Genomic DNA, 25,271 nt, shown 5'->3' with positions numbered 1-25,271 from the left:
AATAGCCTTATTTATTATTAAATAATAATACTTATCATAAAAGACAAAAAAATTTCATTTTAATTTTAAGTTTATAAAGTAAATTTATCCCTTATTTTAGGGTATTTATCAAATTTTTTACTTTAAATTATGATTTTTCAAAATTAATTTTTATATTTAAGATATTTTAGGAAAAATAATATAAAACCCCTTTTTCATATAGGGGTTTTATAGAAAGGAGGTTTGTATTTATATAATAATAGCTCTTTAGCCTAAATTTTTACCCAACTTTAAGTCAATAAAAGAAAAATTTTATAAAATTCTTACGAAAATTTTTAAATTATATTATATAATTAAGAAAAAATTCCATTTTGAGGAGGAAATATGCTTTGGTTCTTTTTCTGCTTGGCATTGCTTGTAGTGGCATACTTTACATATGGAAAGATTGTTGAGAAAATTTTCGTCATCAATCCAAACCGCAAAACACCAGCTCATGAGCTGGCTGATGGGGTTGATTACATGAGTATGTCAAATACAAAGGTTTTTCTCATACAGCTTTTAAATATCGCTGGTCTTGGGCCAGTTTTTGGTCCGATATTAGGCGCTCTTTATGGGCCAGTGGCCATGCTTTGGATAGTGATTGGCTGTATATTTGCTGGGGCGGTGCATGATTATTTTTCAGGCATGCTAAGCGTTAGGTCAAATGGCGCGTCTGTACCAAGCGTGGTTGGCGATCATCTTGGTAAATGGGCGAAGCACTTTATGAATGTCTTTGCACTTTTGCTTTTGGTGCTTGTTGGAGTTGTGTTTGTTACGGGCCCTGCAAAGCTACTTTCAAATTTAACATCACTTAATGTCTTGACTTGGGTCGGAATCATCTTTGCCTACTATATCCTAGCAACACTTATGCCTATAAGTAAGGTTATCGGCCGTTTTTATCCATTTTTTGGAGCGTTGCTGTTGTTTATGTCATTTGGACTTACGATAGGGCTCATTATGAGCGATAAGCAGTTTTACTCATACGGGCTTGACTTTATGACAAATTTTGATACAAAAGGGCTACCGATATGGCCACTGCTTTTTGTTACTATCTCGTGCGGCGCAATATCTGGCTTTCACGCTACACAGTCACCACTAATGGCTCGTTGTATAGCAGACGAAAAGTCAGGGCGTATGATATTTTATGGGGCGATGATACTTGAGGGCGCGATAGCGCTTATTTGGTGTACTCTTGGTCTTAGCTTTTATGAGTCGTCCGCAGCACTTCAAGAGGTTATAAGCAAATCAACTCCAGCTGGCGTTGTGCATGAAATTTCAACAGCACTTCTTGGCGGTGTCGGTGGTATCATTGCTATTTTAGGTGTGGTCATTTTACCGATAACTTCTGGAGATACTGCATTTAGATCAGCAAGACTTATTATCGCTGACTTTTTTAATATGCAACAAAAAGATATATCAAAACGCTTGCTTATCTCTATACCACTTTTTGCTGTTGGCATAGTGCTTTCACAGGTTGATTTCCAAACGATTTGGCGATATTTTGGCTGGGCAAATCAAACCACAGCAGCCATCATGCTCTGGACAGCTTCGGCATATCTTTATAAGAGTGGAAAATTTCACTGGATCACTACAGTACCAGCGCTGTTTATGACGGCTGTTGTGATGACATATCTAGCGTATGAAAAGATAGGTTTTGGACTTGATATGACAGTTTCAACCGTTATCGGTATAGTTTGTTCTGTTGTGCTTTTGGTTCTATTTTTTAGACTGCCTAAAAATGCTATAAGTGAGTAAAATTTAAATTTTAGCCCCTAATATGGGGGCTTTGCCTTTTATTTTGTACTAGTGTTTTTCTAAGCCTTTTTAGAAAAGGCACTCAAGAAGTTAGATAGCTTTTTGATACTTATTTACACATTCTAAGCAAATCAAGACATATTTAGATAAAGTGCTTTAAATATTTATGATAACCGGTTGTGCTGTCTATAAATTTTGCATTAGTAGCACAACCAAACAAAAAACAAGACCTGCTATACTAGCTCTACGCCTTTAGCTTTTATAACTTCGCCGATAGCGTAGCCATCGCTATTTTTTAGGACAAAGTCAAGATTTTCTTTTGAAACGACTAGTACCATTCCAACACCAGTATTAAATGTGCGGTAAAGCTCGCTTTCATCTACTATGCCGTTAAAAATTTTATAAATTTTTGGCATTTTGATAGCACTTTTATCTATCCTTGCGCCAAGCCCTTCAGGGAAAACCCGTGGTAGATTTTCAACTAAGCCGCCACCCGTGATATGGGCTAAAGCGTTGATTTTGTCCTTTAAAGCTAAAAATTCAGACACATAAATTCTAGTCGGTTTTAAAAGTAGGTCTATAAGGCGTTCATCGCCAAGCATATCATCAAATTTTAACCCCTTTTCGCTCACGACTTTGCGCGCTAGTGAGTAGCCATTTGAATGCAGTCCGCTCGAAGGCAAAGCTACTAAAATATCGCCCTCACTTACAAATTTTGTTCGGTCTATCTCATCTTGTTCTGCCATGCCCACTGCAAAGCCAGCTAGGTCAAAGTCGCCTTTTTCATACATAGAAGGCATCTCGGCTGTTTCGCCGCCTATAAGGGCGCATTTTGCTTTTACGCAGCCATTTGCGATACCTTTTACTACCGTTGTTGCAGAGCCTATGTCAAGCTTTGCCGTAGCGTAATAATCTAAAAAAAATAGCGGTGTGGCAAAGTTGCAAATAAGGTCATTTACGCACATTGCGACTAAGTCTTCGCCCACAGTGTCAAGCTTGTTAGCGTCTATTGCCAGGCGTAGTTTTGTTCCAACTCCATCTGTTGCAGCTAAGATCGCTGGATTTTTATATCCACTTGGGAGTTTTATGGCGCCTGAAAATGAGCCGATACCGCCCAAAACTAGTGGCGTAGAAGTGGCTTTAACATGCGGTTTTATGGCATTTACAAACTCATTTCCTACATCTATATCAACACCAGCATCTTTGTAGCTTATCATGTTTGACCTTTTTTGTAAAAATTTGCCTTGATTTTAGCGAAATTTGGCTAAAATCGCAGTTAAAAAAGGCAGATATGTTTAAAAATGGTTTTGTAGTTACAGGTAGCATTGGCAGCGGGAAAAGCACATTTGTGAATTTGCTTAAAAATGCTGGATTTTCAGTTATAGATGCTGATTTGATCTCGCATGAAATGCTTGAAAATTCGCAAAATGAAGTCATTAAAAAATTCGGCTCTCATATTTTACAAAATGGAAAAATATCACGAAAAAAACTTGGAGCCATTGTATTTAATGACAAAGCAAAGCTAAAAGAGCTTGAAAAAATTTTACATCCAAAAATTTCTGCTAAAATCGCCATGCAAAGTGAAATTTTAGAACAGCAAAAAAAGCCATTTTTTGTTGATATTCCGCTATTTTTTGAGGGGCTTGGCGAGAAAAATTTTGATAAAATCATTGTCGTTTATGCTCCTGAGAATTTACTTATAGAACGAGTTATGAAGCGAAATGATCTTGACTATGAGACAGCACAGTCTCGCGTTCAGTTACAAATAGACATAGAGATAAAAAAACAAATGGCGGACTTTGTCATTGATAATAGTGGTGATTTGGAAAATTTAAAACAACAAACACAAGAATTTTTGAAAAATATAAAAGAAAATTTATGAAGAAAAAGCCCCAAAGTTTGGGGCTAAGATTATTTCAAAGCGTCTTTTGCGCTCTTAGCAAGTGCTGCAAATGCGTTCGCGTCATTCATAGCTAGGTCAGCTAAAATTTTTCTATCAAGCTCTATACCAGCCTTGTTTAGACCGTTTATAAAGCGTGAATAGCTAATGTCATTTAGTCTGCAAGCAGCGTTTATACGAACGATCCAGAGGCGGCGGAAGTCGCGTTTTTTCTGGCGTCTGTCGCGGTATGCATAGACTAAACTTCTTTCAAGTTGCTCTTTAGCTTTTCTAAAGTGTTTGCGTCTGCCGCTAAAAAAGCCGCGTGCAAGCTTTAGAACCTTTTTATGGCGTCTTCTTCTAACTACGCCTGTTTTTACTCTTGCCATGTTTATCCTTTATAAATTGGCGTCCGATGTCGGATCTTTCCCTGATATAGGGGAGTTTTGAATGACTTTTTGTCAAAAACTTAGTTTTGTGCTTGGCTTATACGCCTAGCATTTTCTTTACTGCTGAGACATTTGTGCTGTCCACATATTGTGGTTGGCGAAGGTCTCTTTTGCGTCCAGCAGACTTTTTAGTCAAGATGTGGCTTCTAAAAGCTGAACCACGCTTTATCTTGTTTTTGCCTACTTTAAAACGCTTAGCAGCACCGCGAACGGTTTTCATCTTTGGCATGCTAATCCTTTTTAGTATTTTTACGACTTGCGTAAGATGGGGATTATACCCAAAATTTCTTTTAAAGAGTTTAAAACCGCTGTTTTTTATAGAAAATTTTTGATATAATTTTACTAAAATTTTTAAGGTAAAAGATGAAAATTTGTGGCATAGATGAGGCTGGGCGAGGAGCTTTAGCTGGACCTTTAGTCGTGGCTGCATGTGTTTTAAATGATGAAATTTTAGGCTTAAATGACTCAAAAAAACTTACCGAGAAAGCTCGTGAAAAACTTTTTGAAAAGATAGTAAAAAATTCAAAATTTCTTATCGTTTATTTTTCAAATTCGCTTGTTGATGAGCTTGGACTTAGCGAGTGCTTACGCAGAGCACTCATATGTTTTAAGTACGAATTTCCAGACTTTAGCTTGCTTTATGACGGAAATGCAAACTATGGTACAGGCGTGCAAACAATGATAAAAGCCGATGGAAAGATTGTTGAGGTAAGTGCGGCTAGTATTTTAGCCAAGGTTAGTCGTGATAGGTTAATGCATCTTTTTGATAAGAAATTTCCAGGATACGGATACGCTAAACACAAGGGTTATGGGACAAGTTCGCATATTAAAGCACTTGAACTTCTAGGGCAAAATGAGCTTACTCGTAAGAGCTTTAAGCTAAAAGCAAAAGAGAGAACATTGTTTTAAAACCCTAAACTAAACACAAATACTTAAAATTTTAAAATATATACTTTCAGATTATATTTTGCTTTTTTAAAACAAAGGATCAAAACTTAAGCTGTGTCATTAAAATTTAACCATATTTTTGCTAAAATCGCTAAAATTTATTTTAAGGCAAAAAAGATGGATAGAAAAAGAATTTACAACCCTAGCTCAAACGAAAGTTTGACCGATCGACGAGTTTTTAACGGCAATCCACATGGGATTTTAAACTTTACAAAAGCAAAATATCAGTGGGCTTTGAAACTTTGGGATTTGATGGAGGCAAACACTTGGTTTCCAAAAGAGGTCGATACCACCGATGATGTTCGCTGTTATGCGCACGAGCTTACACAGGCTGAAAAACGCATGTATGATCTAGTTTGGAGCCAGCTTATTTCTATGGATAGCTTTCAGACAAACAACCTAGCCGATAACATAAACCCCTACATAACAGCCCCTGAGATAAATGCTGTGCTAAGCCGCCAAGCTTATGAGGAGGCAAATCACTCAAAGTCTTATGCGGTAATGGTTGAGGCGATCTGTGATAACACCGATCTTATCTATGAGATGGAAAAGCACGATGATGTTTTACGCGAGAAAAACGACTACATTTCAAGCGTTTATGCCGAGCTTGCGGGAGAGGTAACAGATGAGAAGTTGCTTCTTGCTATGGTTGCAAATCAAATTTTAGAAGGTGTTTATTTTTATAGCGGATTTACGGCGATTTACTCGCTTGCAAGGGCTGGGAAGATGCTTGGTTCAGCTCAGATGATACGCTTTATCCAGCGTGATGAGATAACACATTTATTGCTATTTCAAAACATGATAAACTCTGTTCGCACCGAGAGACCTGATTTATTTACGCCTGAAATGGAAGCAAAAATTTATGATATGTTTGAAAAGGCTGGGGCTTTGGAGATAAAATGGGGAAAATACATAACTCAAAACCAAATAATGGGCTTTACAGATGATATAATCGAACAATACATCCACTACCTTATCGACCAACGCCTTGTTGCCATCGGTCTAAAACGCCGATATAATGTCGCCCATCCGATAAAATGGGTCGATGACTTTTCTAAATTTAATGATCAAAAAAGCAACTTTTTTGAAGCCAAAGTTACAAACTACTCAAAAGGTAGCATAAGTTTTGATGACTTTTAAAATTTTCACTTATGGCTCGCTTTTAAATCTTGCGAGCCTTTCACGCACACTTGCTAGAAATATCGACAAAAGTGAGCTTATGCCAGTCAAGCTTAAAGGATATGCTGTTTCTTGGGGTTATCTTGCTGCGTTAAGTTTTGATGAGCAAAGCTTAAATGGAGTGTTTTTAACCCTAAGTCTAGATCAAGATAAAAGTGCTTTGGGTGCGATATTTTGCGTAAATGAAAGCGAGTTTGAAAATTTAAAAAAACGAGAGAGTGGATATGATATTTTAAAAATTTCTGCAAAAAATTTCACACCACTTGATACAAATCTAAACCTAAATCAAAACGATGAAGTTTTTGCGTTTGGCACGCTTACTCCGCGTGAAATCTCAGGCGTAATCCCACAAAAATACCTAGATATGCTAAAAACAGCCATACAAAGCTTTGATGAAAATTTTAAAACACAATACATTAAAAATGTGCTTTGCGATCTGCCATTTGAGGTAAAACAGGGCGAGTATAGCTTTCAAAACTCAACGCAAAACGCCTATGCAAAAGGCAAATTTTGATAACGCTTCATACTCATAGTTTAAGTAGCTACAAACGCGATAGTAACGAGGTTTTTGCCGAGTTTGATGATAGGTTTGAGATTGTATTTTTTAGTGCAGAAAGGCTTGAAAACTTAGAGGAAAGCCTTTATAAAAAACTCACTTTTTATCGCTCGCTTGGGCTTGTTTATGGTGTTCTTAGCGGACTTGGAGTGTTTTTAGTTTTATTTGCTATAGGTGCTATAAATATCTATGAAGGTTTTTTTGAAGATATTTTACTGAAACGAGAATTTTCACTTGATTACGAAGGTATGATAGGGCTTTTGGCAACCGCTTTTTTGCTTATCGTAGTTACGCTTTTGCCATCTTTAAGCGGGGGCGAAAGTAACGCTGTCGCAAATGTATTAAAATCTTGGTTTAACGCCGAGGCAAGGCGTAAAAACCGCCTAAAATACGCCCTTAGCAAACTTCACACAAAACCACTTCATATTTATAGCCCAGATACCTTATCCTATGAAGAGATGGGGCTACTTTTTGGGGCGTTAAACAGCCTAAAACAAACAAAATTTAATGTCATACTACACATTAGAAACGAAGGGCTGGGGGCGCTCAAGCAGATACTAAACTATAACGGCGAAGTTGTGCGTGAAAACAGCGAACTAAACGCAGAAAAAATAGTAAAACTACTTGATAAAAGCGAGCTTGCTATGCTTGAGCTAGCTAGTTTTGCAAGTGTAAAAAATGAAAAAACCAATATCCTAGCCATAGATTTGCTTGAAATTTTAGCTACAAATTTACTCTCTCATAGTGATCAGATCGGGGCATTTTTACATCGCGGCTTTAATGAGTATGCATTGCTAAAAAATAAATTTCAAGGTTACAGCGAGCTTGTTTTTAGTGTAAAAGTTGATGAGAGATTAAGGGGTAAGGCTGAGTTTTTTATCCGTGCAAATTTAGAAAATATCGTCTCAAAACTACATGAACCGCTTGGAATTTACTGGCTTTTAGAGCGTGCGATAGATTATGAAATGCTTCATAAACGCCAAATTTGGCTACTAAAAACTCTCATAAACACTGCTTTAAATGCAAATAGTTTTCGCGTTTTTGCATTGCCGATCTTAAAAGATGGACTAAAATTTGAGAGTCTAAATAGCGAGTTTTCAACAAGTATGCTAAAAAGTCTTGATATTTTGGCGTTACAATCTCTTTTAGAGTGTCTAAAAAGGGCTGGGCGGTTTGAGGACGCTTTGATAATAAACAAATATCTATCGCCGATAAATCCTTGCAAATACGCACTTTTAGAGGCTATCTTGCTTGAACGGATGGGGAAATTTGATAATGCTTTAAATACTATGAAAGGCATTGAGATTATAAAACTAAACGCGGCAGATGAGGCTTTGTTTTATGAGCGTTTTGCTTGGCTGTTCGTTTCTGCTAGGTTTGATTTAGAGCAAGAAAACGGACTAAAAGCACTTGAAAAACTAAAAGAAATTTTAGATAAAAATAATGAACTTGCCACGCCTTGTAGAATTTGGAACTTAAATAACATAATCGCAAACTATCACGAATGGATGAATGATCTTGAAAATGCACTAAAATTTCACGAAAAAGCGATGAAATTTCCGGCTATCAGCGAGAGTGAGTATGCGGCTAGTTTGCTTAACTACTCTATTGTTTTACGGCTTATATTTTTGCGTGATGGAGACGCTAAAAACTTACACAATGCCCTAAAATACGCCCAAAATGCCCAAAACTTTAAGCAAAATTTAGGCGATCTTGATGAAAGCCCTATCGTGCTACACAACATAGCCTTGCATATATTTTATGGCATAGTAAGTGGTGTATTTGAAACGCATATGGCAGAGCAAATGCAAAGCTACGCAAAAAGAGCTCTTGCCGTGATTGAGGCTACAAATTCTAGTAAAAAACTAGCTGTCATTTTGGCTGAAAATATAGCCGCTAAAAAGCTTTTAAATATAGATACCACAGAGCTTGAAAAACGCCTCAAAATGCTAGATACCACGAGTGATCTTGCTATAATAGATGATATGAAAATGCGTTTTAAGAAATTTGCTAAAAAGGAGCTTTTATGAATCTAATCCCAATAACACTAAGCTCGCCAACAACGCAAACCAGAAAAGCCGAGCTTTTGCAAAAAATTTCAGCCGCACCAAATGACTCGCTTATCTTAGCTAGTGAGCTTTGTGTTAGCGGATATGATTTTGATGGATTTTTTGCCAATCAAAATCAAGCAATGATGAGCGGTGCTATCGGGTCATTTGATGCAGTTATGATAGAAAATATCCAAGATGCGCTAAGCACGGATAAATTTTTAGGTTTTACTCACCTAAGCAGTCAAAATCCTGCAAACGGACTTGCAAATATCACAATACTGCAAAATAATAAGATAGAAATTTATAATGAATTTATATTGCTAAATAGCGAAAATATCGTTTATTCTCAAAAAAAATCAAAGCTTTTTACACCAAATTTTGAGCAAGATAAATTCCTAGCAGGAGAGAGTGCGGATATAAAAGCATTTGATTTTTTGGGCTTAAAAGTTGGAGTTTTGATTTGCTTTGAGATTAGATTTAGCGAGCTATGGGCAAGGCTAAAAGGCTGTGATGTCGTGCTAGTGCCTGCTATGTGGGGTGGTAGTAGAGCTGATGATTTTAAGGCACTTTGCAAGGCCTTAGCTATCATAAATAACTGCTATGTTGTTGCTTCAAGTTCGCTTGATTTGGAGTTTGCTGGGGTATTTTTGCCAGATGCAGAGTTTAAAAAAGAGACAAAGTTTGAGATAGAAAAGATAAAAGATATAAAGAAAAAGTTAGGATTAATATAAATGACACAATCAGAGCAGATAAAATGCCAAAATTTGGCTGATGAGATAGCTGATGAGGTTCAAATTTCACAGGCTTTGTATAATGCTATAGCCACAACGGAGCGTGAAATTTTTGTTCCCATAAGCGCGCACGCGTATTCAGTAAATGCCCATCCTATTGAGGGCGGACAGTGGATAAGCTCCCCTTTAAGCGTTGCAAAGATGACAAAGGCTTTGGAGTGTGAGGATGTTGATAATGTCCTTGAAGTTGGTTGCGGAAGCGGATATCAAGCGGCTATATTATCAAAGCTTGCGCACCGTGTTTTTAGTGTCGAGCGTATTCAAAAGCTAGCTACGGAGGCAAAAAAACGCTTTGAGAGTTTGGGTGTAAAAAATGTTCATGTGAGATTTGACGATGGAAATTTGGGCTGGGCTAAATATGCACCATACGAGCGTATTATCCTTAGTTGTGGGTGTGAAAGTGTGCCAGATAGACTTTTTTCACAGCTTAAGGTGGGCGGAATTTTGGTTGCTCCAGTAGGCAAGGCAAACCAGCAAAATATCGTAAAATTTACAAAGCTAGCAGACGGTGATATAAAAGAAGAGATCTTTGATGAGTGCCTTTTTGTGCCGTTATTGGCTGGGACTGAGTGAGCGGCTAAAGACCACTTTTGCACTCAGTAAAATCTATAGCTATTTTTGTAAAAAACCTACCATCTTCTAAATTATATCTAAAAACTATCCTATCTACATAATTTCTAAGCTCGGTTACTTCTGGGTCGGTACAGATAAAATTTCTCATTAACTGCCTTTGTTTGGCGTTAAATTCTGCTATCATTTCATCTGTAAATTTATGAAATGGCACCTCATCGTTTGTAAGTAGTGAGTATGCGTAAGTTAGCTCTTTATTAGTACAACTTGTGTTTGTTATCAGAGTGACTTTATCAACTTGCTGTGGGTAGTTTTTGTTTAGTTCATTTAGCATATTTTGTATATCAGGGTGTGAGCAGTCATTAGCGGCTGCAAAGCCTAAAAACAAACAAAGAAAGAGAAAATTTTTCATTTTAAACCTTTAAAATTTGGGCTAGCCCACATATTGCGGGCTAGAAAGAAGTAGCTAAATATTAGTTCTTTAGCTGAAGTAGAGTGTTTAGCATCTCATCACTTGTGGTGATGGTTTTTGAGTTTGCTTGATAACCACGCTGGATAACGATAAGCTGGGTTAGTGCACGGCTTAAGTCGACATTGCTTTGCTCAAGCTTTGCGGCTGCTATACTACCCTTGCTTCCCATGCTTGCCGCACCTACGACCGGTTCGCCTGAGTTTGCGCTTGCTGAGAACATATTACCACCTTCAGAAACAAGACCCTCATTGTTTGTAAATGTCGCAAGTGCAACCTTTGCTAAACCAAAGCTCTTGCCGTTACTAAATGCACCTATGATAGTACCCGTTTCATCTATTTTTACATCTTGTAAGATTCCACCTTCGTAGCCATCTTGTGTTACATATTCGGTAGATGAGTCTCTGTCAAAGCTTGTTAAGCCACCGTTTTCATTATTTAGGCCAAAGTCAAGACGCACGCTTTGTCCTGATGCTGAACCATTGTTTGCAGTAAATGTAAAGCTTGCGGGATTATAACTAGATAGCGTACCTTTTGAATCAAATCGTAGTGAACCAGTGATAACATTTGCTGGACCCTCACCTGAGAAATTTATCTCTGCTGGCTCTGGTACTTGAATAACCATATTCCACTCAGTTCCACCATCTAAAGTAGTCCCTATTTTTGCCCATTTTACGCTTACGGTATGTTTTGAGCCAAGAGAGTCAAAAATTTCTATCGTAGAGCCATGACTTGACATAACCATTTCCGCACTAGTACGGATCGCATTGCTCGGGCTTAAAGAGCCTTCAAGAGGCGCCATTAAAGTTGTTAAGCGAACATTTTCATTTACAGCTTGATCGGTTCCAGTAGCTTGGCTGGTAAGACCTGTAATGCTCATATAAAGTGCTTTATCTGCTACTCCATCAGCTGGATTTTCTAGTTGAAACTGACCTTGCTTATTAACTGTAAAAGTTGCACCGTCGTTTGCATCGACAGAAAGTGCGTTAAGAGCTTTTACGCCAGCTAAGTGCCGTTGGGTCTCTGTTAGTACTATGCCAGCTGCTGTTGCTGCATTATTTGCCGCGGTTATAGCGTTATCATATGTAGTTTGTAGAGCAGGATTTGCTGCTGCTAAGACTGCTCTTGCTGCGGCCAAGCCACCAGTAGCAAGCGCTTCAGTTGCATTCGAAGCTGCTATAGCAGCTGAGTTATCGATAGTGCCATTACCATCATAATCAACATAGTATCTGGCATCTTTTTGCATAGCTGCACGAAGATCTTCTGTTGTATTTACTTTTCTTGCAACGCTATCGTTAGTGTCATGAATAGGTGTTGTTGATGTAGATGTGTAGACATATTGATATGCTGTTATAACATCAATGTTGCTTAATCCTGTACCATCGCCAGCATTTACAACCATATGTATATTTTTTGATTGGGCCGTTGTGCCTGAATTGTTGCGGTTTATTAGCGTTAGCTGATTTCCAGCTGAAATTTCAGCTTTAACGCCAGTTGTATTATATTGTGCATTTATTAGATTTGCTACATCGCTTATTGAGGTTATAGCATTACTTTTTATTGATACACCATTTAGTGTTATATCAAGTGCCGTTCCTGCTGGAAGCTTACCTATATCTGCTGCATTTGGGCTACCAATAGAGTAAGGCTGAGTAGTTGCATTTGCGTAACTTACCCAGAGACCTTGACCCTCGCGAAGTGATACCGCATTTCCATCTTTGTTAAACAGCACAGCTAGATCTACGCCACGCTCTGTTAAAATTTGCTCATTTCTGGCATTTGTATAAAATTGATTTGAATTTAGATCATTTTCGTTATGAACTTCGGTTCCAAAAATCGCTCCATCTCCGTTTGAGTCTCGACCTAATCCATAAGAATCTAGCGAGTAGATAGGTATCGAGCGTGCGCCTATGGAGTTGCCACTGTCAAGATTTGCCTTGATATTCATCGTGGTTGTTGCTCTTGCTGGTGTTGTAAGTCCTTGCTTGATTACGATATTGCTAATAGGTCCAGTCGAGTCTATTGCACCAGTTTCTTCGTCTCTTGTCCAGCCTTGAACGATGTAGCCACTGCTATTTACATAGTTACCAGCCCTATCAAATAAAAACTCACCATTTCTTGTATACATATCTGTTTTGCCGCCATCTGGGCTTACTATGAAAAAGCCATTACCTTGTATAGCTAGGTCCTTGTTGTTATCAGTAGTTTTTAATGTGCCTTGTGAAAAAATTCTAGTTGTTGAGTCTATCGTAGTTCCAAGACCAATTTGTGTAGCATTTTGACCGCCTAACTCACCTTGTGGAGCCGTGGCAATGCTTGGAGTTTGGCTTAGCATATCAGCAAAATTTGCACGAGAGTATTTAAAGCCAGTTGTATTGACATTGGCAATGTTATTACCTTCGACATCCATAGCTATCTGGTGGGCTTGCATGCCAGAAACACCAGACCAAAGTGATCTCATCATAGTTTTATCCTTTTAAAATGTTATTTTATCTTTTGGTAAGCAATAAGTGTTCCAAATTTTACTTTTAAAAATGTAAAATTTTGTAGTTGTTTGAGTGATAAAATTTAAAATTTGTATTATAAATCCTGTAAAAAGCTAATACTAAGTAAAAACCAGCCCTTTGGTTAAAGGCTGGTAAAATATCTATAAAATTTCAGACTATCAGTCAAGATGTTTATTTTTTCATCTGGATAGCTGTTTGGATCATCTCATCGCTTGTTGTGATACTTTTTGAACTTGCGTCATAGGCTTTTTGTGTTACGATGACTTCAGTTAGTGCGGTACCTAAATCGACATTGCTCATCTCAAGCATACTTGAGCGAAGTTTTACGCCATATACATACTCGCCAGCGGCATTGGTATGAAAGTAGGGATTGCCAGAATTTACCGTTCTTGTAAATGTGTTGTCGCCTATTTTTGCTAGACCTTGATCGTTGATGAAGTGATAAATCCCAAGCTTTGCAACCTCAAAGGTGTTACCATTACTCATTTGTGCTACGATGGTTGAGTTGGCATCCATCGCATACTCTTTCAAAATTCCCTCCAGATACCCATCTGTTTTTACATTTGTCATGCCAGATGAGACCGAGCTTCTAAGACCATCATAAACACTGCCGTCGCCAGTTCCGCCAAAGTCAAGCGCTACGCCACCAATACTTGATAGTGTGGTCGAGACTAGATGTGAATTTTCATCAAATACCAGCGTGCCAGCTTGAGTTGCTATGACGCTACCGCTTTGATCGGTTATCGTAGCTATAGCATCCCAAGATGTTGCGTTTGATACTTGTGGAAGTTGCTTGGTGAAATTTATATTTAGCATATTTCGTTCGCCATTTGCTCCTACAAGCTCAGCTGAAATTTTTTGCTTATTTGCAACTTCCTGAGATGTTGCCAGAGTTGCAGAAGCGACCTTAACGCTTGCCATATCCATATAGTCCAAAGAGTAGTCGTTTATGCTCCAGTCGCCATTTTCATCTGGCCATGCGGTAATATCTATAAATTTGCCATTAGCATCTCCTACCTTAACAGCTACAGCATCGCCTTTTTTAAAATTTAGGACATTTGGACTGTTTTTGGCATTTCCACTTATGCTGATAGTCTTTTTTGTGTCATCTGTTGTGGCTGTGTAGCTTACTGGATCAAGCGTAAGGCTTAAATTTTCACTTTTTCTTTGAGAATTTAAATTTCCTTGTATGATAGCTTTTGTTGTTGGGCTCGCTGCTTGGTATAAAAAACTTGGTAGCTTTATGTTTGTTTGTGCATCGGTGCCAGCCATCTTAAGCGGAGATAGGTCAGTTACAGTATAAGCTGGAGTGGTTGCACCTGTTGAGCCGTATTGTTTCATAGCAGCAGCACTTGGGGTTATAGGAGCTAAAGTGTTCATAGTGCCTTGAACAAAATTTCCATAGTTATCCACCAAATTTCCAGCCGCATCTACATCAAAATTTCCAGCCCTTGTATAATAGGTGTCTCCATGTCGGTCATTAACACCAAAAAAGCCGTCCCCTTGTATGGCAAAGTCAAATTTGTTTTCAGTAGCTTGAAAGCTACCTGTGTTCATATTTAACGCTGTTGTTTGTACTGTTGCACCAAGACCTACTTGGTCTGTTGTTGGGTTGTTACCAGCCGCATAGACCGTTTGGTCAAAAACTGTTTTATATTCCGGCCTTGAGGCACGAAAGCCTGCGTTGTTGATGTTTGATATATTATTTGACCAAACATCCATACCAACGCTTTGGGTTTTTATACCCAAGACACCGTTATAAAATCCCCGCATCATGGCTTTTGTTATCCTCTATTTAGTAGCGAGTTATAGGCGGCTTCAGCAGCATCGGCAAGTGCATTTTCAGCATCACTAGCTAGGGTTGCTGGTGAAGGCGTTGTAGATGGTGCTGGCTGTGGCTGGTTTGGAGTGCTAGAGCTTGCCTTGCTTTCTATGCTCGGCGCGTTGTAATACTCAGCTATAGCATCCGTTGAGATGTATTCGCCTGCTATCTTAACTTGCGCCTTGCCATCAACAAATTTTACAGACTCAACTGGGTATGTGCCGTAGTTTGCACTTTGAGCCCTACCCTCAGTGTCTGTGTATCGAATTCTAGCCCTATAGCTACCAGGTGCAGCCGTAGTGCCATCATTTTTAGAAATATTCCAGTCAAAGGTATTTGTACCAGCTCTTAGATCTTCTACTTTTATACTTTTTATGACATTGCCACTTGCGCTATTATCCATGATCTCAACTACGCCAGACTTCAGGTCGTTTGGTATATAAATAGGCACTTTTATGTTTGTTTCGCCCTCTTTTACGCTAATAGAATCACTTCCAAGTGTAGCCATCTTACCAAGCGAACTTAGCGCATACATGCTTGAGTTTGATTTTAGCTGACTTACAAGCTCTTTCATCGTTGAGTTTGTATTTTCTTGCATTTCTAGCGTGGCTAGCTGACTGGTTTGTGTTAGCATCTTTTCAGTATCCATGGGTGCTGTTGGGTCTTGATATTTTAACTCGGTAAGTAAAAGCGTCATAAACGCATCTTTATCAAGCTGTGCTGACGGGTTTGTGCCGTCCGCTTTAGCTAGCTTTTCAGCATCCTTTTTTGCTTTTAGTTTTTCAGATGTAAACTGTCCTGATATATCAGAAATGCTTGTTGACATGGTTTCTCCTTTTATTTTTTATACATATCTTGGTATGACAAGCTCTAGCGAAGCTACATTTTGCTCATCTTCACCATCAAATTCGCTATTGTCTAAATTTTTATAAGTTCTTTTGCCCTGCTCTTGTTGCTTTTGGTTTTGATCACTAAAGTTCATCTGTAGCTCTGTAAAGCCCATATTTACCATATTTGCCTTAAATTCCGCTTGGTGCTGCAAAAAGAGATTCATGGTTGCGGTAGTTGAGTTAAAATTTACATGTAGATTATTACCGCGATTTACCATTAATACCTCTACTTCACCTAAATTTAGCGGATTAAGAGTGATATTTACCCTAGTAAAAGGCGACTTGTAGTTTTCTATCTGCTCGGCTAAATTTTGACTAAAGTTGCTAAGTGTTTGTGATGTTAGTCTGCCTTGTATTTGTGACTGCGCGTTTTTGGCTATGTCGCGCACCATGGCATTTAGCTCACTGTTATCGCTCGTTTGTTCAAAGGCTCCCTCGCTGGCTTGCTCTTCTGTGCCACTTTGTCGCTCAGGGAAAAGCAGGCTTTGTAAATTTACCTTTTGCTCTTTTGCACCATCTTTTGGTATAGATTTTAAAGCTTCGTTTAGTGTGTCAGTTGCCACTGTTTTTGGGGCTTCTTTAACTAGCTCATCGCTTGTCTCATCTAGTTGAACTTCAGGTGTTGGAGCTTGTGTTTTAGCGGGTTCAGCGACTTTAGTAACTTGCGTTAAAAGCTCGTTTAGTTTTGGTGCTTGCTCTGGCTTACTCTTTTGTATCGTATGCTCAACTTGGTTTTTAAGCTCGGTATTTATTGTATTTGCAGGCATGGCAGGTGTAAAAAAGTCATTTTTGCCAAGATTTTTGAACATCTCACCAAGTTTGGTTACATCCTCTTTTGTTATCTTGATATTTTCAAGTCCAAGGTCAAATTTCTTAGCCAGATCAAGAAGCTCGTTGATACTTTTAACATTGCTAAGCTCTTCAACATTTTCAGGAACACTAAGAAAGCTCGCTATCTTTGAGCTAAAGTCTGGAAATTTGCTTATCTTTTCATTGCCATTTAGTATCTCTAAAACTTGTAAAAGCTGCATAAAATTTGCATTTTCATAAAGCTCTGTTTTTGTAGCATCATCAAGCTTGTTTGTGATCTCTTCGCTGATTTTGCTCATAGCTTCAGCTGTTGCTTGCTCTTGCTGCTGAGTTTGCATGGCAACGGATTTGACAATCTCTTTAACATCTTTTTCGCTAAGTGCCGCACCTTTGTTTGTCTTGTTGGCTGCTGCATCCATAACCATCGATAAAAACTCGCCACTACCACCACTTTTTTTGTTAGTAGGAGAGCTTTTTTTACTGTTGCTTGTAGCTAGCAGATCGATAGCATTTTTTGCACCACTAAAAGCTTGCATATTTATCCTTTAAATTTTTCTAAGCTTATACAAGCAATATCTGTTCCAAAAATATTAAATCTTTGCCAAAGTAGTTTTTATTGGGTAAATCTTAGCTTTTAAAAGGTTATGTTATATTTAGTTAAATTTGACACTAATAGCTTTATGTGTGCAGGTTTATTTTGGAGAAATTTGATGAGCAAAAGGGGCAAAGCCCCTAAATTTACGCCTTTTTAGGCACTACTAGCATATTTACATATCTGCCTTCGATATTTGGCTCTTTATCTCTTTCGGCATGATCTTTTACCATTTCCCAGACTTTGTTTAGCATGACTACGCCAGCTTCTGGCTGTGCCATCTCGCGACCTTTTAAAAATACACGAAATTTAACATGCTTACCTTCGCTTAGAAATTCAAGTGCGTGTTTGACTTTAAAATTTATATCATTTTGTGCGATTTTGACTGAGAGTTTAAGCTCTTTGACCTCGATAACTTTTTGTTTTTTCTTGGCCTCTTTTTGCTTTTTTTCTTGCTGATAGCGGAATTTGCCGTAGTCCATTATTTTACAAACTGGTGGCTTTGCATCAGGTGCGATAAGCACCAAGTCAAGCCCCATTTTCTCGGCTATCTTTAAAGCTTCATTTCTTGATATGACACCATAAGCTGTGCCATCATCGCCCACACACCTAACCTCGCTCGCTCTTATGTCTTCGTTGAGCAACACTTCTTGTTCTTTACTCAATTAATATTTTCCTTTAAAATGAAATTTCTTGATTATATCCTAATTTTGTTTTAAATTTGTTGTTATTTGCGTAAAATTTTATTTTATTATAAGTTCTTTGCATTTTTTGTAGCAAAACTAGGTCTAGCATGCAGCCAAACCTAGTTTAAATTTCATAGCTTTTAGCCAAAATATCAAAATTTAACCTCAGCCACTTTTGCTTCAAGCTCTTTTACAAACTCCGTTAAGCCAAGCTCTCTTTGCTCTCTTGCATGACGGTCTCTTAGTGCGATGCTTTCATTTGCCACTTCGCTATCACCAAGCACAACTATCATAGGCACCCTTTGCTTTTCAGCCGTTCGTATTCTTTTATTTAAGCTTTCATTTTTACTTGCTATTTCGCTATCTACATTTATCTTTCTTAGCTCTTTTGCTACCTTTTTAGCGTAGTCTAAGTGGGCATCAGAGATAGGCACGATCACAACTTGTGTAGGTGCGATGAAAAATGGAAGTTCGCCAGCAGTGTGTTCTAGTAAAATTCCTATAAATCGCTCAAAGCTTCCAAGAAGTGCGCGGTGCAACATAACTGGGCGTTGGCGCTCGTTGTTGCTATCTATATATCCTAGGTCAAATCTTTCTGGCAGGTTAAAATCAACCTGTATAGTTCCGCACTGCCACTTTCGCTTTAAAGCGTCAGTTATCTTAATGTCTATCTTTGGCCCATAAAATGCACCACCACCTTCGTCTATGCCGTATTTAAAGCCATTTTCATCGAGTGCTTCTTTGAGTGCTTTTGTAGCTGTTTCCCAAATTTCATCATCTCCGATGGCTTTTTCTGGCTTGGTTGAAATTTCCATCTCATACTCAAAGCCAAAATTCTCCATAATCTTTCCAGCAAAACTTAAAATTTCAAGGATATTTTCCTTGATCTGATGTGGCATACAAAAGATATGTGAGTCATCTTGTGCAAATTCTCTTACACGAAAAAGTCCGTGTAAGGCACCGCTTTTTTCATGACGATGAACAACGCCATACTCAAAAAATTTAAGCGGTAAATCACGATAACTACGAATATCTGTTTGATAAACCTTAATATGCCCTACGCAGTTCATAGGCTTGATACCATACTCGGTCTCATCTATCGTTGTAAAATACATATTTTCTTTGTAGTTTGCATAGTGCCCTGATTTTTTCCAGACATCAGCCTTTAAAAGCTCAGGCCCTCGCACGGGCTCATAGCCTCTGTCTCTATGTGCCTTGTAAAGAAGTTGTTCTAGTTTTGAGCGAAGTCGTCCGCCATTTGGCAGCCAAAATGCAAGACCTCCTCCGACCTCTTCATCAAAACTAAATAGCTTCATCTCTACACCAAGCTTTCGGTGGTCGCGCTTTTTAGCCTCTTCAATGATACGCATATGCTCTTTTAGGCTCTCTTTGTCCGCATAGGCTGTGCCGTAAATTCTATTTAGCATTTCGCGGCTCTCATCTCCGCCAAGATACGCACCCGCCACACGAGTTAGCTTAAAAAATCGTAAAAATTTTGTATTTGGAAGGTGCGGACCTCTACAAAGATCTTCAAAATCTCCTTGGCTATAGCTTGAAACTTCGCCATCTGGTATGCGTTTTAACACCTCTTGTTTTAAGTCATCATTTTTAAATTTCTCTACCATAGTGGCTTTTGTTGAGCAGGTTTTAACAAGGTCATTTTTAAGCTCAGCCAGCTCTTTCATCTTTTTTTCTATCGCCTCTAAGTCGCTCTCGCCAAGCTTTGTGCCATCTTCATCAACGCGAAAATCATAATAAAATCCATCTTCGACATTTGGTCCGACAAAGAATTTTGCTTTTGGATATAGGCTCAAAATCGCCTGTGCCATAAGATGTGCACAGGAGTGGCGAATGACATGAAGTGCGTCTTTTGAGTTATCAAAATATATAGGCTCTGCCATACTTTCGCGACCCGCGATACTTTGAGTATCGATGATCTCACCGTTTAGTTTATACGCGATAATCTCGCTCATGTGTGTTTCCTTTTTACTGAATTATCTCTCATACTCCGAAAGAATAAGCTAAGATTTTATCCAAATCGTCTTTAAGTGATACTTAATAATCATTTGATATGTTAAATTTCATTAAGTTATATTATTATATTTAAAATATAATAATACGTTTTTAGGTTATTTTATTTATATAATTAAATATATTTTAAGTAAAATAACGATACTATTTCTCCACAAAATGAATTTCGTCTTTGCATTACATCGGATTCATTTTCTCCCGACAATCAGTGCGAGGAAGTGGTTATCCTCGCACACTCTGCTACATCTTTATATATAGTCTAAAAAAATTTTCAAATTTGCCGATATAGCTTTGAAGTATTATAAAAAGGATGCAGTATGATGATAAACAGCTTGAATGTGAATTTACACACAAATAACGCCAAAATGGACTATACCGAGGTAAATACAAGCGAACAGCTCATGCTTAATCCAAGCGAAAATGTTCTAACAAACGAGACCAAAACAAACTCAATGTTTGAGACTCAAGATGAGAGCTCAAAGCTTACTCAAGCTGACGCACAGGCTATAGCAAAGCTTGTTTATAAGGGGTTAAGCTCGATGAAAGACTTGCGAGATGATACACTCATTGGTGCTGCTCGGGGTCAAAATTTCACACAAAACTTATCTCAAAATGTAGATATAAACGACGAGGCGTTATTTTTAATAAATGAAGCCCGCGCAAACCATGAAAATTTACTCCAAACTCCACCCACTCAAAGTGTGCATACGCTTACAACACAGGGTATTTTAAAAAATGAAACAGACGAGCTTAGTGTGCAGCTAAGTTTTAATCTTTCAAAAAGCTTTACTGATGCCGCTGGTATCGGGCGTGATGCTCAGCTTCCAAAAAGTATAGAAGTGCGCTTAAACGGTGAAATACCAGCGATCTCAAAAGATAAATTTAACTTTTTTGTAGATGCAGATGGCGAGAGCGATCAAGTCTCGCGACTTGATAAAGGCGAGGAAATTTTGCGTGTTAGCAAAGAGAAGATTGCTAAAAAAAATGAGATTAAAGATGAGCTAAAAAAAGAGGCTTTAAAAGAGCTTGCGGCAGAGAAAAAAGCGCAGCAGCTTGATGAAAATGATGAAATTTTTAACCGTTTGAGAGTTTGGGAGGGAGATGTGAATGAACGCCGTCTCATAGGGCTTGGCGAAGTTGGTGAGGGAGCCGTATTTTTAGCAGATCCAAATGGAAATTTTGATGGGTTAAATAGCTATCAAGGTGGCGCAAATTTTGGCTTTAATACGCCTACTCATAGCACATCAGCGGCTATACTAAACGACACTAGAGGCACTTTTGATAGGCTAAAACAAAATCTTGACCGTCTAAATACCCAGCTTCAAACAGCTAGCGAGAGAGAGGCAAAAGAGATCTATGTCCAGATAAGTAATATAGAGGCAAAAATCTACCAATAAACAAATTTCGTAAGGAGGCAAGCGATGAGGATACAAGAGTATAGTATCGGCATGCAGGCAAATAGCTTTGCATTTAAGGAGAATTTTTTAGGAACACAAGCTTCACTAAACACGAGCGAAAATACTTTTACAAACTCAAAAGCAACTGTTATTACAATGCCAAAAAAGCTAGGAGCGCAAAAAACACAGACAGATCCAGTCGTAGTAGGCAAGATAGCCGATGAGGCACTAAAGCTGATAGCCAAAATCCGTGAAAATAAAAGCGTAGATGCAAGTGAGCTTTTGGTAAATTCACAAAATCTTACAGCGCTTTCTGATGATGTAAATGAGAGGGTAAATTTTGTTATAAACTCTGCTCGCACACAGCTTTCAAATTTTGTGCAAGTAGAGCGAGAACATGAGGCGCTCAGTTTTAGCACTCAGGGAATTGTAAAAGCAGATGGCAAAGAGATAAAACTCGATCTAAATTTCAACCTTTCTCGAAGCTTTACACAAGTTGTTCGCATGAGCCATGAAGTGACATTTTTTGACCCGTTAGTCATAAGTTTTGATGGTAAGATGCCTACTATTAGTGATAGTTCGTTTAGTTTTGATATAGATGCTGATGGTGAAGTAGATCAAATTTCACGACTTGGTGCTGGCTCTGGTTTTTTGGCACTGGATAAAAATGGAAACGGCAAGGTAGATGATGGAAGCGAGCTTTTTGGGACAAAAAGTGGAGATGGCTTTGCTGATCTAGCTAAATACGACGATGATAAAAATGGCTGGATAGATGAAAATGATCAAATTTTCAAAAAGCTTAGAATTTGGCAAAATTTTAATGACGGGCAGCGACTTGTTGGGCTTGGAGAGGTTGGTATAGGAGCGATATTTTTAGGTAGCGCAAAGGGTGAGTTTAGTTTTAATACCCTTGAGACAAATGAGTCGCTTGCTAAGCTAAAAAGTAGTGGCTTTTTCTTATATGAAAATGGCAAAAGCGGTTTTATAACTCAGATAGATATGGCAAAGCGGACTATAACAAGTGAACAAGATACATCAATTAAGCTGCCCAACATCACATCATCGCCAAGTTTTGAAAATGGGTCTGTTAAGCTTAAAGAAAAAGATGATGAAAATTTGTTAGATAAGCTTAGAAAACGCCTATCCGCACTCATCTCAAAGCTTGCTAGTGCTGATAAAAAGCAAGCAAAAACGATACAAATGCAGATAAATCAGATAAGTATGCAAATTTTTTCTTTGATGACGACAAAAATATATTAAAAAAGCTAAAGGAGAAAATACTCTGCAAATTTTAGCTTTGCAGAGTATGAAATTTGGGTTTTTAATGCCCTAAATTTACTGACATCCCTCGCACTCTATCGAGCGGTCGGCGATGTTATTTACCTTTTCGCTATCTGGGCTTTCAGAGCGTAGGTAGTAGGTTGATTTTAATCCGAGTTGCCACGCAAGGGTGTAAATTTCGCTTAGATAGCCACCACTTGCCTTATCAAGGCTCATAAATATATTTAGGCTTTGTCCTTGATCTATCCATTTTTGGCGGATCGCACCAGCCTTGATAAGCACGCGCTGATCTAGCTCGTAGGCTGGCGTGTAGTACTGCCATGTGTCAGGGCTTAGGTTTGGTACGACGTTTGGTATCATGCCGCTTAGGTTATGCTCGAACCATTTGCGTTTATACACAGGCTCGATAGTTTGCGTGGTGCCTACAAGGATACTTATAGAGCTGGTCGGTGCGATAGCCATAAGATAACCGTTTCGCATACCATCTGCTTTTACTTTAACACGCAACTTCTCCCAGTCACAACCATCTTCGTCAAATAGCCCGCCACGAGTTACCAGTGCTTTTGCGTTTTCATTTGCACTATCTATAGGGAAAATTCCCCTGCTCCACTTTGAGCCCTCATAAGTTGGATATATACCCTTTTCTACGGCTAGGTTTGAGCTTGCATAGATGGCTTGATAGCTTATGTTTTCCATTATGCTATCGATGAGTGATAGGTGATCGTAGCTTCCCCATTTGACTTGCTTTGTAGCCAACATCTCAGCTTCGCCCATTACGCCAAGCCCGATAGCACGGGTGTCTAGGTTTGTATCTTTTACTTTTTTGTGCGGGTAGAAATTTAGATCTATGACATTATCTAGCATACGCACAGCTATTGGCACGACACGAGCTATGTCGGCTTTGGTGTTGATTTTGCTTAAATTTATGCTTGCTAGGTTGCATACCGCTGTTTTGCCAGCTTCGGCCTCTTTTTCTACTATGAAAATTTCAACCCCATCAATGCTATCAAGTGCGGATAGTTTTTTTGCTTTTTTTACTATGCCACTATCAACTTTGACATCCTCTTCCTCATCATATAGTCTAACTTCTGCATTTGCAAATGTGATCTTGATTTTATAATAATTTGGTTCTGTATTTTGGAAAATTTCTGTGCAAAGGTTTGAGCTTCTGATGATACCTGTATGGTCATTTGGATTTACTTTATTTGCGCTATCTTTAAAACCAAGAAATGGCATACCGGTCTCAAAATAGCTAGTTAAAATTTTCTTCCAGAGCTCTTTTGCCATAACGACATTTTTTTGTATGTCATCGTTATTTTCATACTCTACATATCGTTTTTCAAACTCTTCGCCGTATAAATCGCAAAGATCGGCAGTTTGAGCTGGGTCAAAAAGCGTCCATTTGTCATTTGCCCCAACCCTTTTCATAAACAAATCATTTATCCAAAGTGCCGGGAAAAGCTCGTGTGCTCTGCGGCGCTCTTCGCCTGAGTTCTTGCGAAGGTCGATAAAGTCACCCACATCCATATGCCACGGCTCGATATATACAGCTATAGCACCCTTTCTAGTGCCCAGCTGATCGACAGCGACTGCGATATCGTTTGTGACTTTTAGAAATGGTATTATCCCGCCAGCTGCATTTTTATGTCCGTCGATGCTGCCACCCATTGCACGCACTTTGCTCCAATCCCAGCCGATCCCTCCGCCAAATTTTGAGAGTAAAGCCATCTCTTTGTAGCTGTCAAAAATGCCTTCGATGTTATCAGGTGTTGAGCCTATGTAGCATGAGCTTAGCTGATGGCGCGGGGTTCTTGCGTTTGAAAGTGTTGGAGTGGCTAACATGACCTCAAATTTGCTGATAAGATCATAAAATTTCTTCGCCCAGCCTTGTGAGTCAAGCTCGTTTTGAGCTAAAAACATCGCAATCGCCATAAACATCTGCTGCGGAAGCTCGATCGGCGCTCCCTTTTGATCTTTGATGAGGTAGCGATCGTAAAGCGTTTTAATGCCAAGGTATGCAAACTGTAAGTCACGCTCTGGGCGAATATAGGCGTTTAGATCGTCAAGGTCGTATTTTTCTTTTAATCCCGGCACGATGCGACCCGCTTTTTCTCCCTTTTCTAGGTATTCTCGAAGGTGGTTATAGCCGCTAAATCCAGTCACTTTATGATACAAATCATACAAAAATAGCCTTGCTGCGACAAATGTCCAGTTTGGACGATCGATATCGATCTTTTCAACTGCCGTTTTTATGAGAGTTTGCTGAATTTCTTCGGTGGTTATCATGTCGCGAAACTGGATCTTTGCATCAACTTCAAGCTCGCTTAGACTGACATTTTCTAGTCCAGCCACCGCTTCTGTTGTGTATTTTTTGATCTTACTGATATCTAGCTCTTCTGTTCTTCCATTGCGTTTTAATACTTTCAAAACTTGCCCTTTATGCTTTTGTTAAAATATCAAAAAATCATAATTTTAATTAAAATTTTTTGATATTTTGTTTTGGAAATTTATTTATAAAAAATATAGATTTTAGCAAAATTTGGCTTTAAAAACACTGACTAAAAAATTGTAAAATATATGAAAAACAAAA

At 38.5% G+C, this 25,271-nt stretch carries 21 protein-coding genes; 10 read left to right on the top strand and 11 right to left on the bottom strand.

What is annotated here, in order from left to right; genetic code table 11:
* Positions 1-363: 363 nt before the first annotated feature.
* Entirely contained in the window at positions 364-1,773 is a 1,410-nt protein-coding gene (locus LQV35_RS05785) for a carbon starvation CstA family protein (RefSeq protein WP_230056924.1), read from the top strand.
* A 233-nt stretch (positions 1,774-2,006) separates the two neighbouring features.
* On the opposite strand, the gene purM is transcribed toward LQV35_RS05785, so the two are convergent.
* The gene (purM, locus tag LQV35_RS05780) at positions 2,007-2,990 is read right to left on the bottom strand and encodes a phosphoribosylformylglycinamidine cyclo-ligase (RefSeq protein ID WP_230056923.1); all 984 of its coding nucleotides are present in this window, start codon (positions 2,988-2,990) and stop codon (positions 2,007-2,009) included.
* 2 nt (positions 2,991-2,992) lie between these two features.
* Here purM and coaE point away from each other — a divergent pair, with 2 nt between their 5' ends.
* On the top strand, positions 2,993-3,655 hold the full coding sequence (coaE, locus tag LQV35_RS05775; RefSeq protein WP_336245995.1) for a dephospho-CoA kinase: 663 nt from the start codon (positions 2,993-2,995) through the stop codon (positions 3,653-3,655).
* Between the two features lie 29 nt (positions 3,656-3,684).
* Here the strand turns inward: coaE and rplT are convergent, their stop codons facing one another.
* Together rplT and rpmI are read right to left on the bottom strand one after the other, a co-directional pair.
* Complete coding sequence (gene rplT / locus LQV35_RS05770) at positions 3,685-4,041, bottom strand: 50S ribosomal protein L20 (RefSeq protein ID WP_230056922.1); 357 nt, start codon at positions 4,039-4,041, stop codon at positions 3,685-3,687.
* Between the two features lie 97 nt (positions 4,042-4,138).
* A complete protein-coding gene (gene rpmI / locus LQV35_RS05765) occupies positions 4,139-4,330 on the bottom strand; it encodes a 50S ribosomal protein L35 (RefSeq protein ID WP_230056921.1) in 192 nt (63 codons plus the stop codon).
* A gap of 134 nt (positions 4,331-4,464) precedes the next feature.
* Between rpmI and LQV35_RS05760 the strand changes: the two genes are divergently transcribed.
* The 6 genes from LQV35_RS05760 (at position 4,465) to LQV35_RS05735 (ending at position 10,199) form a co-directional block, all read left to right on the top strand.
* A complete protein-coding gene (locus LQV35_RS05760) occupies positions 4,465-5,010 on the top strand; it encodes a ribonuclease HII (protein ID WP_230056920.1) in 546 nt (181 codons plus the stop codon).
* A 156-nt stretch (positions 5,011-5,166) separates the two neighbouring features.
* A complete protein-coding gene (locus LQV35_RS05755; protein WP_230056919.1) occupies positions 5,167-6,189 on the top strand; it encodes a ribonucleotide-diphosphate reductase subunit beta in 1,023 nt (340 codons plus the stop codon).
* The gene (locus tag LQV35_RS05750; RefSeq protein WP_230056918.1) at positions 6,176-6,742 is read left to right on the top strand and encodes a gamma-glutamylcyclotransferase family protein; all 567 of its coding nucleotides are present in this window, start codon (positions 6,176-6,178) and stop codon (positions 6,740-6,742) included. The genes LQV35_RS05755 and LQV35_RS05750 overlap by 14 nt, the downstream gene beginning before the upstream one ends.
* A complete protein-coding gene (locus LQV35_RS05745; RefSeq protein WP_230056917.1) occupies positions 6,739-8,814 on the top strand; it encodes a hypothetical protein in 2,076 nt (691 codons plus the stop codon). The genes LQV35_RS05750 and LQV35_RS05745 overlap by 4 nt, the downstream gene beginning before the upstream one ends.
* Positions 8,811-9,566, top strand: coding sequence for a carbon-nitrogen hydrolase family protein (locus tag LQV35_RS05740; protein ID WP_230056916.1), 756 nt, complete (start codon positions 8,811-8,813; stop codon positions 9,564-9,566). Before LQV35_RS05745 ends, LQV35_RS05740 begins: the two co-directional genes overlap by 4 nt.
* Positions 9,567-10,199 carry a protein-L-isoaspartate(D-aspartate) O-methyltransferase gene (locus LQV35_RS05735; protein WP_230056915.1) on the top strand — a complete coding sequence of 211 codons (633 nt, stop codon included), beginning with the start codon at positions 9,567-9,569 and terminating at the stop codon, positions 10,197-10,199.
* A gap of 4 nt (positions 10,200-10,203) precedes the next feature.
* On the opposite strand, the gene LQV35_RS05730 is transcribed toward LQV35_RS05735, so the two are convergent.
* The 7 genes from LQV35_RS05730 to thrS form a co-directional block, all read right to left on the bottom strand.
* Complete coding sequence (locus LQV35_RS05730; RefSeq protein WP_230056914.1) at positions 10,204-10,608, bottom strand: hypothetical protein; 405 nt, start codon at positions 10,606-10,608, stop codon at positions 10,204-10,206.
* A 61-nt stretch (positions 10,609-10,669) separates the two neighbouring features.
* On the bottom strand, positions 10,670-13,129 hold the full coding sequence (flgE, locus tag LQV35_RS05725; protein WP_230056913.1) for a flagellar hook protein FlgE: 2,460 nt from the start codon (positions 13,127-13,129) through the stop codon (positions 10,670-10,672).
* Positions 13,130-13,343: 214 nt separating this feature from the next.
* The gene (locus LQV35_RS05720; RefSeq protein ID WP_230056912.1) at positions 13,344-14,948 is read right to left on the bottom strand and encodes a flagellar hook-basal body complex protein; all 1,605 of its coding nucleotides are present in this window, start codon (positions 14,946-14,948) and stop codon (positions 13,344-13,346) included.
* A gap of 8 nt (positions 14,949-14,956) precedes the next feature.
* Positions 14,957-15,820 carry a flagellar basal body rod modification protein gene (locus LQV35_RS05715; protein ID WP_230056911.1) on the bottom strand — a complete coding sequence of 288 codons (864 nt, stop codon included), beginning with the start codon at positions 15,818-15,820 and terminating at the stop codon, positions 14,957-14,959.
* 18 nt (positions 15,821-15,838) lie between these two features.
* A complete protein-coding gene (locus tag LQV35_RS05710; protein WP_230056910.1) occupies positions 15,839-17,230 on the bottom strand; it encodes a flagellar hook-length control protein FliK in 1,392 nt (463 codons plus the stop codon).
* A 202-nt stretch (positions 17,231-17,432) separates the two neighbouring features.
* The gene (gene infC / locus LQV35_RS05705) at positions 17,433-17,951 is read right to left on the bottom strand and encodes a translation initiation factor IF-3 (protein ID WP_230056909.1); all 519 of its coding nucleotides are present in this window, start codon (positions 17,949-17,951) and stop codon (positions 17,433-17,435) included.
* A gap of 173 nt (positions 17,952-18,124) precedes the next feature.
* Positions 18,125-19,945, bottom strand: a complete 1,821-nt coding sequence (gene thrS, locus LQV35_RS05700) for a threonine--tRNA ligase (protein WP_230056908.1) — start codon at positions 19,943-19,945, stop codon at positions 18,125-18,127.
* A gap of 375 nt (positions 19,946-20,320) precedes the next feature.
* Here thrS and LQV35_RS05695 point away from each other — a divergent pair, with 375 nt between their 5' ends.
* Positions 20,321-21,400: a hypothetical protein gene (locus tag LQV35_RS05695; RefSeq protein WP_230056907.1), complete on the top strand. Its 1,080-nt coding sequence runs from the start codon at positions 20,321-20,323 to the stop codon at positions 21,398-21,400.
* Positions 21,401-21,424: 24 nt separating this feature from the next.
* Positions 21,425-22,660 (top strand): hypothetical protein, encoded by a 1,236-nt coding sequence (locus LQV35_RS05690; protein WP_230056906.1) that lies wholly within the window; start codon positions 21,425-21,427, stop codon positions 22,658-22,660.
* Positions 22,661-22,735: 75 nt separating this feature from the next.
* Here the strand turns inward: LQV35_RS05690 and LQV35_RS05685 are convergent, their stop codons facing one another.
* Entirely contained in the window at positions 22,736-25,108 is a 2,373-nt protein-coding gene (locus LQV35_RS05685; RefSeq protein ID WP_230056905.1) for a ribonucleoside-diphosphate reductase subunit alpha, read from the bottom strand.
* Between the last annotated feature and the right edge of the window lie 163 nt (positions 25,109-25,271).

Source organism: Campylobacter suis (assembly GCF_905120475.1).
Lineage (GTDB): Bacteria > Campylobacterota > Campylobacteria > Campylobacterales > Campylobacteraceae > Campylobacter_A > Campylobacter_A suis.
This window is presented reverse-complemented; position numbering and strand designations above follow the sequence as displayed.

Coding starts and splice junctions, on each gene's coding strand:
- LQV35_RS05785 (WP_230056924.1), top strand. CDS start 364: ATGCTTTGGTTCTTTTTCTGCTTGGCATTGCTTGTAGTGGCATACTTT.
- purM (WP_230056923.1), bottom strand. CDS start 2,990: ATGATAAGCTACAAAGATGCTGGTGTTGATATAGATGTAGGAAATGAG.
- rplT (WP_230056922.1), bottom strand. CDS start 4,041: ATGGCAAGAGTAAAAACAGGCGTAGTTAGAAGAAGACGCCATAAAAAG.
- rpmI (WP_230056921.1), bottom strand. CDS start 4,330: ATGCCAAAGATGAAAACCGTTCGCGGTGCTGCTAAGCGTTTTAAAGTA.
- LQV35_RS05760 (WP_230056920.1), top strand. CDS start 4,465: ATGAAAATTTGTGGCATAGATGAGGCTGGGCGAGGAGCTTTAGCTGGA.
- LQV35_RS05755 (WP_230056919.1), top strand. CDS start 5,167: ATGGATAGAAAAAGAATTTACAACCCTAGCTCAAACGAAAGTTTGACC.
- LQV35_RS05740 (WP_230056916.1), top strand. CDS start 8,811: ATGAATCTAATCCCAATAACACTAAGCTCGCCAACAACGCAAACCAGA.
- LQV35_RS05735 (WP_230056915.1), top strand. CDS start 9,567: ATGACACAATCAGAGCAGATAAAATGCCAAAATTTGGCTGATGAGATA.
- LQV35_RS05730 (WP_230056914.1), bottom strand. CDS start 10,608: ATGAAAAATTTTCTCTTTCTTTGTTTGTTTTTAGGCTTTGCAGCCGCT.
- flgE (WP_230056913.1), bottom strand. CDS start 13,129: ATGATGAGATCACTTTGGTCTGGTGTTTCTGGCATGCAAGCCCACCAG.
- LQV35_RS05720 (WP_230056912.1), bottom strand. CDS start 14,948: ATGATGCGGGGATTTTATAACGGTGTCTTGGGTATAAAAACCCAAAGC.
- LQV35_RS05715 (WP_230056911.1), bottom strand. CDS start 15,820: ATGTCAACAAGCATTTCTGATATATCAGGACAGTTTACATCTGAAAAA.
- LQV35_RS05710 (WP_230056910.1), bottom strand. CDS start 17,230: ATGCAAGCTTTTAGTGGTGCAAAAAATGCTATCGATCTGCTAGCTACA.
- thrS (WP_230056908.1), bottom strand. CDS start 19,945: ATGAGCGAGATTATCGCGTATAAACTAAACGGTGAGATCATCGATACT.
- LQV35_RS05695 (WP_230056907.1), top strand. CDS start 20,321: ATGATGATAAACAGCTTGAATGTGAATTTACACACAAATAACGCCAAA.
- LQV35_RS05690 (WP_230056906.1), top strand. CDS start 21,425: ATGAGGATACAAGAGTATAGTATCGGCATGCAGGCAAATAGCTTTGCA.